General features: G+C 41.2%; 15 protein-coding genes. 8 read left to right on the top strand and 7 right to left on the bottom strand.

The window, feature by feature from the left end:
* Positions 1–4 precede the first annotated feature (4 nt).
* On the top strand, positions 5–3,346 hold the full coding sequence (locus RIB15_RS00220) for a peptidase MA family metallohydrolase (RefSeq protein ID WP_350200127.1): 3,342 nt from the start codon (positions 5–7) through the stop codon (positions 3,344–3,346).
* Between the two features lie 8 nt (positions 3,347–3,354).
* Here the strand turns inward: RIB15_RS00220 and RIB15_RS00215 are convergent, their stop codons facing one another.
* The 5 genes from RIB15_RS00215 to RIB15_RS00195 all read right to left on the bottom strand — a co-directional run bounded on the left by RIB15_RS00215 (position 3,355) and on the right by RIB15_RS00195 (position 7,830).
* Positions 3,355–4,572, bottom strand: a complete 1,218-nt coding sequence (locus RIB15_RS00215; RefSeq protein WP_350200126.1) for a type IX secretion system plug protein — start codon at positions 4,570–4,572, stop codon at positions 3,355–3,357.
* 64 nt (positions 4,573–4,636) lie between these two features.
* Entirely contained in the window at positions 4,637–5,461 is an 825-nt protein-coding gene (gene dapF / locus RIB15_RS00210; RefSeq protein WP_350200125.1) for a diaminopimelate epimerase, read from the bottom strand.
* Between the two features lie 3 nt (positions 5,462–5,464).
* A complete protein-coding gene (locus tag RIB15_RS00205; RefSeq protein WP_350200124.1) occupies positions 5,465–6,646 on the bottom strand; it encodes a DNA polymerase III subunit in 1,182 nt (393 codons plus the stop codon).
* 54 nt (positions 6,647–6,700) lie between these two features.
* A complete protein-coding gene (locus RIB15_RS00200; RefSeq protein ID WP_350200123.1) occupies positions 6,701–7,099 on the bottom strand; it encodes a four helix bundle protein in 399 nt (132 codons plus the stop codon).
* Between the two features lie 65 nt (positions 7,100–7,164).
* Positions 7,165–7,830, bottom strand: a complete 666-nt coding sequence (locus RIB15_RS00195; RefSeq protein WP_350200122.1) for a heme exporter protein CcmB — start codon at positions 7,828–7,830, stop codon at positions 7,165–7,167.
* Positions 7,831–8,130: 300 nt separating this feature from the next.
* Between RIB15_RS00195 and RIB15_RS00190 the strand changes: the two genes are divergently transcribed.
* Genes RIB15_RS00190 through folD form a run of 4 tightly spaced genes read left to right on the top strand, consistent with a single transcriptional unit; the run spans position 8,131 to position 12,319 of the window.
* Positions 8,131–8,604 (top strand): PTS sugar transporter subunit IIA, encoded by a 474-nt coding sequence (locus RIB15_RS00190; RefSeq protein ID WP_350200121.1) that lies wholly within the window; start codon positions 8,131–8,133, stop codon positions 8,602–8,604.
* A complete protein-coding gene (gene dacB / locus RIB15_RS00185; protein ID WP_350200120.1) occupies positions 8,605–10,041 on the top strand; it encodes a D-alanyl-D-alanine carboxypeptidase/D-alanyl-D-alanine endopeptidase in 1,437 nt (478 codons plus the stop codon).
* 12 nt (positions 10,042–10,053) lie between these two features.
* A complete protein-coding gene (locus RIB15_RS00180) occupies positions 10,054–11,427 on the top strand; it encodes a sigma-54-dependent transcriptional regulator (protein WP_350200119.1) in 1,374 nt (457 codons plus the stop codon).
* Between the two features lies 1 nt (position 11,428).
* On the top strand, positions 11,429–12,319 hold the full coding sequence (folD, locus tag RIB15_RS00175) for a bifunctional methylenetetrahydrofolate dehydrogenase/methenyltetrahydrofolate cyclohydrolase FolD (protein ID WP_350200118.1): 891 nt from the start codon (positions 11,429–11,431) through the stop codon (positions 12,317–12,319).
* Here folD and RIB15_RS00170 read toward each other — a convergent pair whose 3' ends face one another.
* A complete protein-coding gene (locus tag RIB15_RS00170) occupies positions 12,320–12,853 on the bottom strand; it encodes an ExbD/TolR family protein (protein WP_350200117.1) in 534 nt (177 codons plus the stop codon).
* Between the two features lie 163 nt (positions 12,854–13,016).
* On the opposite strand from RIB15_RS00170, the gene RIB15_RS00165 reads away from it, so the two are divergent.
* A complete protein-coding gene (locus tag RIB15_RS00165; RefSeq protein WP_350200116.1) occupies positions 13,017–13,358 on the top strand; it encodes a hypothetical protein in 342 nt (113 codons plus the stop codon).
* Here RIB15_RS00165 and RIB15_RS00160 read toward each other — a convergent pair.
* The gene (locus tag RIB15_RS00160; RefSeq protein ID WP_350200115.1) at positions 13,355–14,128 is read right to left on the bottom strand and encodes a hypothetical protein; all 774 of its coding nucleotides are present in this window, start codon (positions 14,126–14,128) and stop codon (positions 13,355–13,357) included. The two genes, RIB15_RS00165 and RIB15_RS00160, sit on opposite strands and share 4 nt — an antisense overlap.
* 112 nt (positions 14,129–14,240) lie before the next feature.
* Here RIB15_RS00160 and guaB point away from each other — a divergent pair, with 112 nt between their 5' ends.
* Together guaB and RIB15_RS00150 are read left to right on the top strand one after the other, a co-directional pair.
* The gene (gene guaB / locus RIB15_RS00155) at positions 14,241–15,728 is read left to right on the top strand and encodes an IMP dehydrogenase (protein WP_350200114.1); all 1,488 of its coding nucleotides are present in this window, start codon (positions 14,241–14,243) and stop codon (positions 15,726–15,728) included.
* A gap of 15 nt (positions 15,729–15,743) precedes the next feature.
* Positions 15,744–17,012 (top strand): glycosyltransferase, encoded by a 1,269-nt coding sequence (locus tag RIB15_RS00150; RefSeq protein WP_350200113.1) that lies wholly within the window; start codon positions 15,744–15,746, stop codon positions 17,010–17,012.
* Positions 17,013–17,028 lie beyond the last annotated feature (16 nt).

Below are 17,028 nucleotides of genomic sequence, written 5' to 3'. Positions count from 1 at the left end.
TACTATGAAAGTTAAAATTAGTTCAGTTTTAATTCTTGCTGCATTATTATTTGTATCTGGTACGCCAGCTCTGGCTCAGTATTACTCTTTTGGTAAAAACAGAGTTCAGTATGAAGATTTTGAATGGCGCTACATTCAATCAAAGCACTTCGATGTATACTATTACGGAGAAAAGAATTATGAACTTGCAGAATTTGGCGCGAAAAGTATTGAGTCTGCTTATAAGCAGTTAACGGAAGATTTTAACCATGAGATTTCTAACCGTATTACGCTTATTGTTTATGATTCTCATAATGATTTCTCTCAGACTAATGTTGTAGCTCTTCCTACTAGTGCAGAAGGAATTGGCGGGGTGACTGACAAAATGAAAAATCGCATGACGGTTCCCTTCACTGGAGATTATGCTGACTTCCGTCGCACCCTGCATCACGAGCTGGTACATGCAGTTTTTAACGATATGTTTTATGGTGGTACTATTAATTCCATTATTCGTAACAACATTCAGTTACAGTTTCCACTTTGGTTTGAAGAAGGATTAGCTGAATACACTGCTCTTGGTTGGGATACTAATACAGATATGTATGTACGTGATGCTGTAATCAATAACTATCTTCCCCCTTTGCAGTATTTAAGCGGTTATTATGCGTATCGTGGTGGGCAGTCGTTCTGGAATTTTATAGTAGAAGAATACGGCCGCCAAAAAATTGCTGAGATATTACAGCGCATTAAAACTATGCGAAGTGTCGAAATAGGTTTACAGCAATCATTGGGATTAACTTTTAAAGAGCTCGATAAAGCCTGGCAAGACGCTCTTCAGGAAAGATACTACCCTGAAGTAGCAGAGCGTGAACGTGCCGATATGATAGCTAATCAATTAACAGAACGTGGACAATATGGGTCATATAATACCAGTCCGGCTATATCTCCTCAGGGCGATAAAGTAGCTTTTATCACAAATAAGAGAGGTTACTTTGATGTTGTAGCTATCAGTGCTATTGATGGCAGTAAACTTAAGACTTTGATAAGGGGAGAGGATAATCCTGAATTTGAAGAGCTCAACATTTTGAATCCAAATATCGCCTGGTCGCCGGATGGCAATAGAATTGCAATTTCAACCAAATCGAAAGGCAGAGATGATATTGCACTCATTAACTATAATTCCGGTAAGATTAATAAACTGAAGTTTCCAAATCTGGATGCAATTGCTTCAATAGCTTGGTCACCAGACGGCAATAAGATTGCTTTTGATGGTAATATCGGTCCATATCAGGATATTTTCGTTTATAATTTGGAGACCGGAAAATTGATAAACGTTACAGGTGATTTCTTTTCCGACATGCAGCCCACCTGGGGATCAGATTCTGAAACACTATATTTTGTATCCGATCGCGGGGAGAAAGTTGCTCTGCATAATTATACTCTGAATTATGACTTATTAGGTGATGAAAGTCTTTATCAAACGGATATTTACCGGGTGAATTTGAACGCCAGAACTACAGCAACAAGACTTACCAGCACTCCAACCTGGAGCGAGAAAGGCCCACAAACAACCCGTGATGGGCGTTTGGTTTATCTGTCAGATGAGAACGGAATTTTCAATGTTTACGAATACAATCTGGATACCAGAACATCGAGACCATTAACAAATCTTCAAACTGGTGCATCACAAATTTCAATTAGCGATGATGGTTCGAGGCTGGCATTTAATTCCATTAATGAGGGATACCTCGATATTTTTCTCCTGAGATCTCCTTTGAACAGAGAAAAGGGCGGAGAATTATCCAAAAATTACTGGGCTCAGCGAAGGGCTGCCGAAAGCAAAGGGAAGCGCGTACCTGCAATCACTTATGCCCGGGAGCTATTTGCTGATGGGCTGAATTTGGAAGGAGAGCGTGTAGCTATAGCCGATAAGGATGTTGAGCAGGCCGAACAAACTGAAGATGAAGCAGCTGCTGAAGAAGATCAGCAACAGGAAGAAGAGTCTGATGAAATTGATTTCAGAAATTATGTTTTCAGTACGGAAGTAATGCAAGATACTACCTTAGAACTTGAAGATATTGAAAGCTTTAGTCCTGAAAATAATATAACAGACGATGGTCGCTTTCAGCCAAAGAACTACCGTCTCAAGTTCTCCACTGATATCGCCTACAATCCAACATTTGTAGCTTCTACTTATGGTTCTGCGGCCCAAACTCAATTTATTATCAGTGATCTGCTGGGCGATCATCAAATTGCTCTCGGTACTAATTTCGTGACTGATCTGAGGAATAGCGATTATTCCCTTCAATATGGATATCTGAAAAATCGCACCAATTGGTTTGCGTCCTATTTCCATACTTCCAGAAGATATCAGACCATCTTTGGGGAATTAATTCGATTCAGAACCTTTGGAGGTTCTTTAAATATCCAATATCCATTTAATAAATTTAAGCGGATTGATTTTGGATTTTCTGCAATGGGTGTTACCCGGGACTACAACTCAATCAGTGACCGGTTTGCAGGGTTGTCTTCTAACAATAATCAACCTGATAACCAGCGCAGCATATTTTTATATCCAGAAGTTATTTTCACCAACGACCGAACGTTACCCGGCTTTTTAACAGCACGTGGAGGCCGTCGTTATTCAATTGGTATTTCCGGGAGTCCCGGAGTAGGGGAAAATGCTCCCCAGTTTGGGTCTGTACTTGGTGATTTCAGGCAATATATAGGTTTGGGGCAGAGCGGGCGGTATTCAATAGCACTCCGGGCTTCTGGTGCATCCTCTATTGGTCCTGATAAGCAAACCTACTTTATGGGAGGACGTCTGGGTTGGATCAATCAACAATTTAGCAATAATGGTCTTTCCTTTGACCGACTAACTGATAGTTTCTTCACTGTACCGGCATTACCTGTTCGTGGATATGCTTACAACAGTATTTATGGAAGTAATTTCTCATTGATTAATGCAGAATTTCGTTTTCCGCTATTTGCTGCTGTAGTTCCCGGAGCATTACCTATCCTTCCATTCTATAACATTACCGGAGCAGCTTTTATAGATGCAGGTACTGCATGGGGACAAAGAATTGACTATGGATTATTGGATGCAAATGGCAACCCAATCATTAATGAAGCTAAGCTAGACTTTAAAGTAGCACAGGAAAAATTTAGTACTGAAGCAGAAACACCACAAGGTCCCGTAGAATTTGAAGCTCCTTATTATGATGGTGATATTCTTATAGGAGCAGGTTTTGGGTTGAGAACCATAGTATTCGGTTTACCTTTACGCTATGATGTGGGATGGCCTTATGGAAGAAATGGGTTTGGTGATGATCCCATTCATTACTTCTCGCTGGGAATAGATTTCTAAAACCTGTTCTAGTCTGACGTTCTGAACACATTTACCTGGAGCAAGCGTTGATAGCGATAATCCGGGTCTTGAAAATAAACAAAGCTCACATACTCCTGGTTTTGACGGGTAATGGTATCACTAAGAATAAGATCATTGATGCCCAATTCACCTTCTTTTACAGCATATTTATAGGTGTAAGTACCTTGTTTTATCAGGGATGAAGTCTCCCAATATCCGGAATCCTCATTGTATTTAAGTTTGTTGCTTTCTGAGAGCAGCCACTGATTAAAGTCCCCAACCAGGTAAACTCCCTCATTTTCTGAGAACTGACCACCATCATCAAACCTGAAACGAACATTGGCGTATCGTGAATCAGTTGCATTTTTAGGGTTTCCGAAATTGGAAGTCCAGCCTCTGACCGGATCTGAAGAAAAGTTTAGTATATCTTCTCTGAGAACAACGAGGGGTGGAGTTTGCCCCGGCTGATAATCTATAATTTGATTTCCATCCACAGAAAGAGAGTTTAGATTCAGCCCCATAAAATCATAGTTGGCAGGAAAAGCATTATCCCTCGATAAATGAAACTGAGAACGGTCTTGTTCAGAAAAATCGAAATTTTCTGACTGTTTGAAATCACCCCAAAACCGGTTCTGCACAAAATAGAAACTCAAATCAAACTGAGGAAATTCTATAAAATCAGGATATACAAATTCACTAAATGGTTGATCGATGGCGTTATATCTCTGACCGGCATTATAGACGGTTTCAACCCAGGATACTATTTCCCCTTCATTCTCGGTTACAAAAAAGGGCAAAGAGAAAAGCCTTACACCTGAGTTGAAATCAGAAACATGGAGCATGTAATTTCCGCTAATTTTAAACTTTACCTGGTCATTCGGAAATTCAGTCTTATAGTGAAAATAATTAGGTTCACTGAGCTCATTCTTTTGCCCTCCGCCAAGAATAATTTCGTTTATTCCTTCCAGGTACCAATCCTGAGGTATGTTACTGTTTTCCCAGTTTTGATTATGATGGGTAAATGTAATTCTGAACTGTCCGGATAAGTCCGATAGCTCATCAAAGGCCAGGATCAATTTTTGGGGTGAACCGAGTTCTATAATGGGAGGATTATTGTCGGTTCCCTTTCTGTACAATTGCAGGCTTTTAATTGACTGTGGAGCAGGAAGTTGATTTGGTACAAGGTAGCGGCTTAAATAACGCTCACCGCTATTCGAACTACTCACCGAATTGGAGATATTTGCTGAACAGCCGCTTAGAAAAACCCCTGTAAGAAAAATGAATATATATTTACAAAGAATAAATGCCTTCGAATACAAAATGAGCTGGTCCCGTTAGTATTAATTGATGATAAGTCTTGTTATCTGAATTAAAATCGAATGAAACTTTAAGCGTTCCCCCTTTCACTTTTACAGTGTAAGCAGCGTGTTTCTCTTTTTGATTTCTGGTAAAATGGGTGGCAACCGCAGAGGCCAGTGCCCCGGTACCACAAGCGAGGGTCAGATCTTCAACTCCTCGTTCATATGTTTGTAAGTGGATGGATTCACAACCGTTGTCAAAAACAAAATTCACATTACTTCCTGGGGGATTTACTTCCGGGTGATATCGAAGTTCACTGCCAACCCGGGCTAGTTCCTTTTCATCCTCAAGCTTTTCTTGTGGCACAAACGTGATCAAATGTTCGGTAGCTGCATCCGCTTTTATAAGCGTGATATCATTCAGTATTCTCTTTTCCGGTTGAACATGAACCGGAAAATGAACGCTCACACTGTTATCATTGTGGACTTCAGCTTCATATACATTGTTGTGTACGTTAAAGGTCTGCGTGGCGTTAAAACCGTTTTTGAAGGCAAACATAACCAGGCAGCGGGCACCATTTCCACACATTCCGGCATCGCTGCCATCAGCGTTCCGGTAAATCATGGTGAAATCTACTTCTGTTTTTTGAGCTGGTTCCAGTACGAGTATTCCATCCGCACCTATGCCAAACTTCCGGTCACACATTTTTGGGGTGAACTCGACTATTTCATCCAGTGTGAAGCCGTATTTCCGATTATCGATAACAACAAAATCGTTGCCGGCTCCCTGCATTTTATGAAATTTAATTTCTTTCATGATCTATTCTACAAAAGCAGGTACATGTTTCCAGTTTTCTTCATCCGGTATGACGGGATCTAGTCCTCTCATTAGGGTTGAAAATCTAAGAGCTAAAACAATAAATATGAGCTTAGGGTTTACATTTTGGCGAAGGGCAGGACGAAATTCATCCAGATGGGTAATCATTTCTTCCAGCCGTGCATCATCCAAAGCCTTTACGAATTTCTGGATCGATTCCAACTGATCAATATTGGTCACAAATTTTTTATTCCCGGTTTCCCGATAGACCATCAAATCTCTGATGTACATTTCAATCAGATTGGTCATAGCAATCAAACCCTCAATATTATGTGAACTTTGCCAGTCCTGAACCAGGGTAGAAAGTCCATTTGCATCCTGGCTGAAAGCCATCCTTAAGTACTCAACAACTGATTCCCGGTTTTCCTTGAGTTTAGATACATCAAAAAAGCGGGTCATTGCATAATTACCATTTGAGACACGAGCCAGATAAGCAGCAGCATCCGGTTCCAGTCCGTCCACTTCAATTAAGCCCTGTTCTACTTCCTTATCTTTCAAAGCCCCAAGAGGAATATGCTGGCAGCGTGAAGTGATGGTAGGAAGGAGGCTTTCATAGCTTTCGGTAGTCAGGATAAACATGAGCCGGTCAGAAGGTTCTTCCAATAGTTTTAAAAAGGCATTGGCAGTTTCCTTACGCATCGTCTCAACCTGGGTGAGAATGATGACCGCACGGTTTCCTTCGTTGGGCTTTAGTTTGGCTATAGGCCGAATATCATCCCGGAAATAATCAATAGGATAAAATGCCTGAAGGTTTTTGGAAGACTCATCATCAAGAGAAGGACGCTGTGAAAAATCGATGATTTCATATGGGTCTTTAGAAAGCAACTCCAGCCGATCTCTTAGTTCTTCCGTTTTAGCCGAAGTTGGTTTGGGAATGAAGACATGGATATCCGGATGGGTGAACCAGGAAGACTTTTTTGAGGTTTTATGCTCTCCTAAGTCACTAAGGTGATCAATTCCGTTAATGGCTTCGGCAAACGCAAGCGCAAATGCAGTTTTACCCACACCAGATGGGCCGGAAAGAAGATATGCATGGCTTATACGCTCTGAGGAAAGCATGCGTTCTACCTGCTCTTTAGCTCGGCTTTGTCCTATTATTCTTCGATTTCCGAATTTAATGTTCATGTAATTCTTTAATTTACGACGAGTGACCAATGACGGTAGACGAACGACCAACGTTTATTCAATTTCGTAGCTTTCGTCAAAGTCATTTGCCTGATTATTACTTTTAAGATAATTCTTCATTGCTGATAATTTTGCTGAGAGTTTTTCTGAATCTTTATACAGAGCTTTAAACTTTTCTTCATCTATATAAGCTCTCTTTTTCATAAGAATCAAACAAGCAACTACCTCCATTAGAGAGCGATGAGCATAACCAATAAATCTAATTTGTTCAGGGTCAGTTTGACCCGTTGAACCCTCAGCTATATTCAATGAAATAGAAGTTACAGCACGTTGAACTTGAGATTTTAGATTAAACTTTTCGGAATCAGGCAAGTCTTCTATCAAATGATAAATTTCATCAGCCAAATTAATAGCCAATTGCCAAGTTTCCAGTTTCTCAAACTTAAAAGCCATATCAGTTAAAGGGTTTATCGTTGATCAACAGTCAATAGTCGTTCGTCTACCGTCATCGGTCGTTATCATTCTTCCCAAATGTAATCAAAAAGTAAAATGCCAGCGGTTATGGTGGCGCCTGCAAATCCGACCAGAGCCGCTACGTTGTTCATAGAGCCGTCTCCGCCACTAATAAAGGCGGTTTTACTTATGTCGGCCAGTAAAAGCACCAGCGGCATAAATAGCGGTATACTGAGTACGGAGAAAATTGCTCCTTTGCGATCGGCTTGTGAAACTACAGCTGCTGTCATGGTTGCCACCCCTGATAAGCCTGCAGTACCTATAAAAAGCATAACTAAAAAAGCTGGCCAGGATTGAATTTCTAAACCCATGAGGAAAATATAACCCATAAAGGTGGCGATATTTATCAGGAGAGTAAAAAGAAAATTGTAAAGCAGTTTTCCGGTATAAACCGTGGTTCCCTCTGCATAGATACGAAGCAGGTCAAAAGTTTTTTTATCAGTCTCTGCGATAAAACTACGGCTCAGAGCAGAAAGTGCTGCAAACAGAATGATAATCCATACCAAACCAGATTTAGGGCCAGGTTCAAGCTGATCGGCCCGAAGGGTGAAAAGAACCAGAAGCATAGCCGCAGCCACGAATGCCAATACCATATTGAAGGCAAAACGGGTGCGCAGTTCAATCTGCAGGTCTTTCTTTAAAATAGTGAGTGTACTCCGGATCCAGTCCATGTCCAAGTTTAAGGATTTTGGCGGGTTATTGATAGGGGGCTAGTTCAATGATTACTGGATAAGTAGAATATATAAAAGATGTTTGCTTCGTTACTTGTGTAACATTTCCCAGCCCTTAAATAGAAGTAGAATTGGAACATTATTAAAAAAAGACAGGCCTTGGTTGATTTGTAAAAATCGGTTATAGAATCGTATGAATTACCTGGCTTACAGAAATCGGAAGAATTAATCTTTGATTGATTCACTCTTCACTGCCTATATTCGAGCGCTATCGAACCTTTATTTTTGCCAGGAAATTACATGAATTTATTTTCGCTGTTAGATCAAGCCACGGTTCTTCCCAACTTTGTAGTTGGCTCCAAAAAAGAACTCATAAACGCTCTTGTAGATACTTTAGAGGAAAAATTGGAGTCCAAAGAACAATTGGAACAGGTGAGAAAAGCCGTATTTGAACGTGAAAAAATCATGAGTACAGGAGTGGGTAAGGGGCTTGCTATTCCGCACGCAAAAACAAAAGCAGTAGAAAACAATCTGGCTGCTTTTGCTCTTCTTAAAGAGCCTCTCGACTTTGATTCAATTGATAATGAACCTGTACGGTTGGTCTTTCTGTTGGTAGGCCCGGAATCAAATAATAGTCAGCATATTAAATTGTTGAGCAGGATTTCAAGGTTGATGAACAGTGGTTCTTTTCGTGAAACTATCCTGAACTGCAGTTCCACTGACGAGATTTTGAATGCGTTTCAGGGTGAAGAAGAAAAATATTTTGTAAGCTAAATGAAGCTTCCGTTCCGCATTGCACTTATTCTGCTGCTCGCACTATTGGCGGAATTAACCCATGCTCAAAATATTCAGTCAATCATTGACCAAGCTCCAAATCAGGAAGCATTTTGGGCGGTTACCGTACGTGATGAGAGCGGTAAAGTGTTGGAAAGCCTTAATTCCGAAAAAATTATCGTTCCTGCATCCAATCAAAAGTTAATCACTACTGCAGCATTTCTTGAATATTTTGGATCAGATTACCGTTTTCAGACCAATTTGTATGGAGATGGGGAGCTTGTAGGTAATACCTGGAAGGGAAATCTGATTTTTAAAGGTAGTGGTGACCCATCCATAAGTGGTGATTTGTATGATGAGGATCGCTACCATGTGTTCAGAAAGTTTTTGAATCAGCTTAAAAAGGAAGGAATTGAACAAATTGACGGGGTGCTTATGGCCGATGTTGGGTTGTTTGACGAACAGTATTACCCTAAAGGGTGGGACTGGTACGACTTTTCTTTTTACTACGGAGTTCAAATCAGCCCGCTTTCTTTTAATAACAATGCCGTGGATCTGGAAGTGTTTGCTGAAGGAGAAATTGGAGATACTCCCCGTATTACATGGTTTCCTGACAGCACCGATTATGTGAATTTTAAAAATCAACAGGTGATTACCCATCCTGCCACTGAATACGATGAATACTACCGACGGGGAATGGGAGGGAACCAAATTGTATTGGGAAGTAGCCTGCCCCGGGATTATTACGAAGATGAGTCTCTTTCGATTGATAATCCCCCCATGTTTTTTCTGGATTCCTTTAAAAATTATCTGAATGACAATGGAATCATTTTTAATGGCCCGATAGCGTTCTCAAATCAATCTTTCGATTACGATACTTCAAAGGTAGTAGCAAGTCATAAGTCTAAACCTCTTTCAGAACTTGTTGACTGGATCAATAAAGAGAGCGATAATTTTTACACCGAAATGTTGCTTAAAACTCTTTCTGCTAAAGCCGGAAATCAGCCTGGGTCCTTTGAACATGGGATTAAACAGGTGCGGAATTTTATAGCAGATCTGGGTATTGATACCACATACGTTCAGATGAATGATGGTTCAGGAATGGCCGGAGGTAATTTCAACAAGACAAGCATTCTTTCAGACATGTTGGTTAAAATGCAGAATCATTCGGAGTTTGGGGCCTACTTCAATAGTATGTCGGTTGCGGGTATTGATGGTACGCTAGCCTATCGGATGAAAGGGACACCTCTGTACAACAACTTTAAAGGGAAATCCGGATTTGTAACCGGAGTAAGAACACTCAGTGGTTACTTTGAGGCAAAATCGGGAAAAAATCTCATTGTAAGCCTGGCAACCAATAACTTTATCTCCGAAAAAGTACGCCCAATTGATGCCGTTCACGAGCAGATTTTGATGTATCTGTATGAAAAATATTGATTAGCTTCCCGCATGCCCGAAAAGAAAGCACATATCTTGATAACGGATGACGAAAAAGCCATCCGTAATACGCTGGAAGAAATTCTACAGTATGAAAACTATGTTGTTTCCACGGCCGAAAGCGGTCAGCTCGCTTTAGATTTTATAGCTAAGAATGATGTCGATCTTATGTTTCTTGATATTAAGATGCAGGGGATGGACGGGCTTGAAACACTAAAAAAAATTCGGGAAGCCGGTCATGAATTTCCGGTTATCATGATTTCTGGTCATGGAACCATTGAAATTGCCGTTGAAGCTACCAAAATGGGCGCTTACGATTTCCTGGAGAAACCACCTGATCTAAATAGATTATTAATATCTGTAAGAAATGCACTCTCTCAGCAAAATCTAGCGAAAGAGTATAAACAGATTAAGAAGAAGCTGCCTAAAGTGCAGGAGATCATCGGGGAGAGTAAAGCCATTTCACAAATAAAGTCTTTGATTGATAAGGTTGCTCCCACACAATCACGTGTTTTGATTACCGGAGAAAATGGAACTGGTAAAGAGCTGGTGGCAAAATGGATTCACGAAAAAAGTCCGCGCAGTTCAGGACCATTTGTAGAAGTGAACTGCGCCGCTATTCCGTCTGACTTACTGGAGAGCGAATTATTTGGCCACGAAAAAGGAGCATTTACCGGTGCATCAGATCAACGGATAGGAAAGTTTGAACAAGCTGACGGAGGCACGCTTTTTCTGGATGAGATCGGAGACATGAGCCTTGAAGCCCAGGCAAAAGTACTTCGGGCTTTACAGGAAAATAGGATTAGCCGGGTCGGTGGCAATGAAGCTATTTCCGTTGATGTGAGAATTCTTGCAGCCACAAATAAAAACCTGGAAGAAGAGATCGATGAAGGAAATTTTCGGGAAGACTTATTTCACCGGATTAGTGTCATCCCCATTAAAGTGCCGGCTCTCAGAGAAAGGAAGGAAGATATCCCGCTCATTGCCAACGCCTGTTTGAGTAATCTGAAAGACCGGGATATAAGCTTTTCTTCCGTTTCTTTTAGCGATGATGGACTTAAATCGCTTATGGAAAAAGAGTGGAGCGGAAATGTAAGAGAACTCCAAAATGCTGTTGAACGGCTCGGTATTTTATCCTCCGACGATGAAATAACCAGGGAAATTGTGAATGATGTGCTCAAAACAAGAGATTTAAAAGCAGAAGATTTGGGCAAACTGGCCGATGAGACAGAAGATTTTCAGGATTTCAAGGAAACGGCAGAACGCTTATTTTTGGTAAAGCAGTTGGAAAAGAACGACTGGAATGTTTCCCAGACGGCTGAGAGTATCGGCATCCAGCGAAGCCACATGTACAATAAAATGAAAAAGTATAATATAGAGCGATAGCATGAGTGCAGAGATTATCGATGGTAAACAAGTAGCAGAATTAGTCCGAAACCGGGTCCGCGAGGATGTGGAAGACTGGAAAGCAAAGGGAAACAGGGCTCCATTTCTTCAGGTGATTTTGGTTGGAGATGATCCCGCTTCCAAAGTGTATACCGGTGCCAAAACCAGGGCATGTGAGGATGTGGGTATCGAAACTCATACCGAGATCCTGCAAGACACTATCTCAGCAAAAGAACTTAAATCCATCATTCATAAATATAACCAGGACGATTCAGTAGACGGGATACTGGTTCAGCTTCCGTTGCCTTCTCATTTGTCCTCCCATGATGTGATTGAAAGCATAGATCACCGGAAAGATGTAGATGGATTTCACCCCATGAATGTAGGACGATTAACGGTAGATCAGCCTTGTTTCCGCAGCTGCACTCCGGCAGGAATCATGGAGCTTTTCAAGCATTATAGCATTCCGGTAAAAGCCAAACATGCCGTGGTAGTGGGAGCCAGTAATATTGTAGGTTCACCAATGGCCATCATGCTATCCCGGGAGAATTCATCCGGAAAGGCCACAACAACCATTTGTCATAAATACACCAAAGACCTAACCCAGCATACCATTTCAGCTGATATTCTGATTGCAGCAGCGGGGCAGCCTCATCTTATTAAGGCGGAGATGATCAAAGAAGGAGCAGTAATTATTGATGTGGGAATTAACCGCATTGCCGATGAGACCACCGAAAAAGGTTATAAACTGGTTGGTGACGTTGATTTCGAATCCGTAAGGAAAAAAGCCAGCTGGATTACTCCTGTTCCTGGTGGTGTAGGTCCTATGACGGTTGCCATGCTTATGAAGAATACGCTTCTGGCCGCGAAAAAGAGTATTTATCCGGAGTAATTAACGGCTATCTTTCTCAGCAATGGAGATCTTTTTGGGATAACTTTCTTTGATGTATTTTCTTTCTGAGTCATTCAATGTTGGGTAAGACCTTCCATAACTTTTTATAGCTTTTTCATTTCTGAGTTCATCATAGGCGCCCATAACCTCGTCCAGCATGTCGATATAAACCTTATAGGGAGTTTCCCTTACAGTCATTAGTGAGACGATGGCCATTTGAGGGGACTCGGAATATTCCCGGTTTTCTCCAAAATTATTGATGAAGCTTTTCAGGGTGTTTTTTATTTCGCTAACCTGAACCTTCTTATTATCCATCATTACCTCACCCTCAGCATTAACCAGAATTTTCATCAGGTTCCGTTCTTTAATTTCCTGTTTAGTGTCATTAAGCGGGTGGGGCAGGGTTAAACCTATTCCTGTGTCAACATTGATAGTTGTTGTAACCAGGAAAAAGATGAGTAATAAAAAGGCTATGTCGGCAAGTGAAGATCCATTTATTTTAGCTACTGATCGAAAAGGCTTAGAGAAGAGCATAATTCATGGGTTTTAGTTGAAATTGCTACTTCTATAAACTGAATTTATCAGCAGAATTAAATTAGCATATGAATGTTATAAATCTTTTTTAGAAAAGGGTGACACTATGATGTCACTCTTAGTCATTATTATTGAGTAAATCAAAAAACAAAACCCAATGATCATGACAAGCAATGCACTTTCAATCACTCCAAAACAAGAACAGTCAGCTGCTTTATTTGCCGTTCCACTGCTAAACAGAATTAAAAAAGAGAGCCATCAGGAATATGCTGAAATGCAGCAGGCGTTTGATTTATTAGGCTGGGGAAGTTTGCCAGACGAGCTCAAAATTGAAATCAATGATGATGTGAAGTTCATGGTCGAAGAGCTGAAAGGCCGCTTTTCTTCCTGCGATCCTTTTGTGAAGCGCCGACGAGAATCCATTCACTACTGGGTAAGCAGTTTTCAGGATGGAATTTGCTCACTAAGTGCAGCTATCAATGCACTTAAAGTAAAGCCGCTTTAGGAGTTGTGTTCTTTATCCCGGGATGAAGCCGGATGCTCTTCGGTTTGGTAGAGATCTGCATTTTCGATCTCTATGGATTCGGATTTTTTACTGAAGGATGCAATTTTCTGTGAGACAGCTGTTGTAAGATTATATAGCTGGTTCTTCTGCTTCTGGTAGTAGCTTTTCATGAAGAAGCGACTCATCGCAAATCCGCCCAAGCCTACAAAAGGAGCGATCATCAAAGCCAGCTGCTTGCCGCTCATTTCTTTAACAGCGATCAAGGTAACGATGAATGCGAAGAAAAAACTCAGGAAACCGGTTAGTGCTTTAAAGGGTCCCCATGAACTGACCATCTGAATTTTCGTTTGCCCATTTTTTGGAGTGAAGGAGAAGTGCTTATATCCAAAATCACTTTTTCTCTGCTCCCATTCATAGGTATTCCCCGTTTTTTTAACCTTGCCAATACCGCCGGTTATCTTCCGTATTTCAAGAACAAGGTCTTCCCATTGGTCCTCATTAATTTCACCTTTTACCGAAGAAACATTTTGAATGCGTGAAGTTCCTTTTATCAAACTATAGGATTGATCGTCCAGGTCAGGTTCTCCAATTTTAGCTAGAGCTTCATGCAAGGCTTCCTTGCTAATACCAACTTCTTCGGCTATGTGAATGAGATCTTCTTCAGACAAAGTCTCCTGATCTTCATACAGATCTTTTTTAACCTGAATTTCAGAAGCTTTGGTGAGAATCTTGCTAATTTCTTTTTTCGAGTATGTCTTGGAATCGCTCATAAATAATAAGTTTGGTCGCTCTACGTAATCCCAACAAAAATTGTTATTCAATGCAGAACTTCCACAGAGATATCCTTATCTTTGAAAAACTGCAAGCCAAATTTTCTTCTCCATGTACAAAATGAATGATTCTTCCCCTTTCGAACGCATTACGCGACAGGGACTTACGTACGATGACGTACTTTTGGTCCCTAATTTTTCTCAGGTTCTCCCACGCGATGTAGATACAACGGTTCAGCTTACGCCCACGCTGAAACTCAACGTTCCGATTATCAGTGCAGCTATGGATACAGTTTCAGAGTATCGATTAGCCATTGCTTTAGCTCGAGAAGGCGGTATCGCGATGCTTCATAAGAATATGAGCATCGAAGATCAGGCCGAGCATGTCCGGCTCGTGAAAAGAAGTGAGAGCGGTATGATTGTTGATCCGGTTACCCTGAAAGAAGGAGCAACAGTCCGGGAAGCCCGTGCTCTGATGAAGAAGCAGAAAATTGGAGGCATACCTATTGTTGACGATACCGGAATTTTGGTAGGTATTGTAACCAATCGAGACCTCCGGTTTGAATCTGAGCTGAATAAAAAGCTCGGGGATATAATGACCTATGAAGACCTGATCACGGCAAAAGAAGGAACAAACTTAAAGCAGGCAGAGCAGATCCTTCAGCATTATAAAGTTGAGAAGCTTCCTATTGTAGATGCAAATAATAAGCTGGTTGGGCTTATTACCTTCAAGGATATAGAAAAGAAGATGAACTTCCCCAATGCTTGTAAAGATGAGATGGGAAGATTGAGAGTTGGGGCAGCAGTGGGAGTTACAGCAGATACCATGGATCGGGTGGATGCACTGGTGGCGGCCAGCGTGGATGCCATAACTGTAGATACCGCACACGGACATTCCAAAGGTGTACTCGAAACAATCAAAAAAATTAAGGAAGCTTATCCTGACCTCAATGTGATTGGTGGAAATATTGCTACCAAAGCTGCGGCAGAAGCTCTGGCAGAAGCAGGTGCTGATGTGGTAAAAGTAGGTGTTGGGCCAGGCTCAATTTGTACAACACGGGTGGTAACTGGTGTAGGAGTTCCACAATTAAGTGCAGTTATGGAGGTGGCCGAGTTTACCCGCAAAAAAGGAATTGGCTTAATCGCTGATGGTGGTATCAAACAAACTGGTGATATCCCTAAAGCTATTGCAGGAGGCGCCGATGCCGTTATGATGGGTTCGATGTTTGCAGGGGTAGATGAAAGTCCTGGAGAGACGATTATTTATGAATCCCGTAAGTACAAATCCTATCGTGGAATGGGCAGTATCAGTGCTATGAACAAAGGCTCTAAAGACCGCTACTTCCAGGATGTGGAAGATGATATCAGCAAGCTGGTTCCCGAAGGTATTGAAGGCCGGGTACCATTTAAAGGATATCTGAGTGAAGTAGTTCATCAAATGTCTGGCGGACTAAGAGCTGCTATGGGTTATGCTGGCGCTGCTAATATCGAAGACATGAAAAAAGCTGAGTTTGTACAGATTTCAGCGGCATCTTATCGTGAAAGTCACCCGCATTCGGTTCAGATTACGAAGGAAGCACCGAATTACTCGGTTTCCTGATCGGCCTTGTCCGGAATGAAAAACGTACTCTTCATCGTCTATTATTTTCCTCCGATGGGAGGGAGCGGAGTTCAAAGACCTTTCAAGTTTGCTAAGTATTTGAAAGAGTTTGGATGGAATCCCATTGTTTTATGTCCGGAGCCGGGAGCTTATCACACATTCGATGACTCTCTTGAGGAAGAATTACAGTCTTTGAACATAGAAGTTCACAGGGTAGAAGCAAATACTCCATTTCACCGGGTCGGACAGAGTCCCAGAAAAGTAAAAGTGCCAGGTACAATTGCAAAAGTTCTGCGCTGGCTGTCAACTTTTTTCTATATACCAGACAACAAAAAAAGCTGGATTGAACCGGGATTAGAGAAGGCGCTTACACTCTTTAAAGAGAAAGAAATAGATGCTGTTTTTGCCAGCGGACCTCCGCATAGTAATTTGATGCTTGCCCAAAGACTAAAGGAACAGACTGGCTTGCCAACCATTATGGACTTGAGGGATGACTGGGTTGAGAGTCATTTGATTAATTACCCCACAGCCCTGCATAAGAATAAAATGCAACAGCTGGAAATTGATACGCTAACAAAAGCTGACACCCTGCTAACTATCAATGCTGAAATTGCGGGAAGCATAAAGTCACGGGTGCTAAAAGATGTTGAAGTCATAGGTCATGGGTACGATCCTGAAGATTTTGAATCAGCAGAAGAGATGGCCTCCGGTTCACTCCATAAACTGAAGTTCTTATATAGTGGCACTTTTTATCCTGAAAGCCGGCCAGATTCTTTTCTAAAAGCAGTATATAAGTTGATTGAGAATGAGCCGGAGCTAAAGAATAGGCTCGAACTTCAATTCCAGGGAGGATTAAATGCACAACACTGGAAGTTGATAAATGATCTGGGTTTGTCTTCTATGGTTCTGGATTTCGGGTACGTGAATCATGATTTGGCCGTAAAGAATTTAATGAATGCGGATGTGTTATGGCTGAATATCGGGCAAAAGAAAAACCCCGAAATCATTTCTCTGGGAAAAACCAGTGAATATTTTGCAACAAAAAAGCCAATTCTTGGTCTTGTACCTGAAGGGAGTGCTAAAGAGATGCTGCTTGATTATGGTAAAGCGTTTTTAGCAGATCCATATGATGTGGCAGAAATCAAGGAACAGCTGATGAATATCATAGAATGTTATGAAAATGATAGCTGGCCTGAATACTCGGAACAAGTGGTGGAATCCTATAACCGAAGAATTTTAACAGGAAAATTAGCCACTATTCTGAATAAAATTTCTACTCAATAAATAGATGTGATTGTAG

Origin of the sequence: Gracilimonas sp. (assembly GCF_040218225.1) — a bacterium.
Taxonomy (GTDB): Bacteria; Bacteroidota; Rhodothermia; order Balneolales; family Balneolaceae; genus Gracilimonas.
This window is presented reverse-complemented; position numbering and strand designations above follow the sequence as displayed.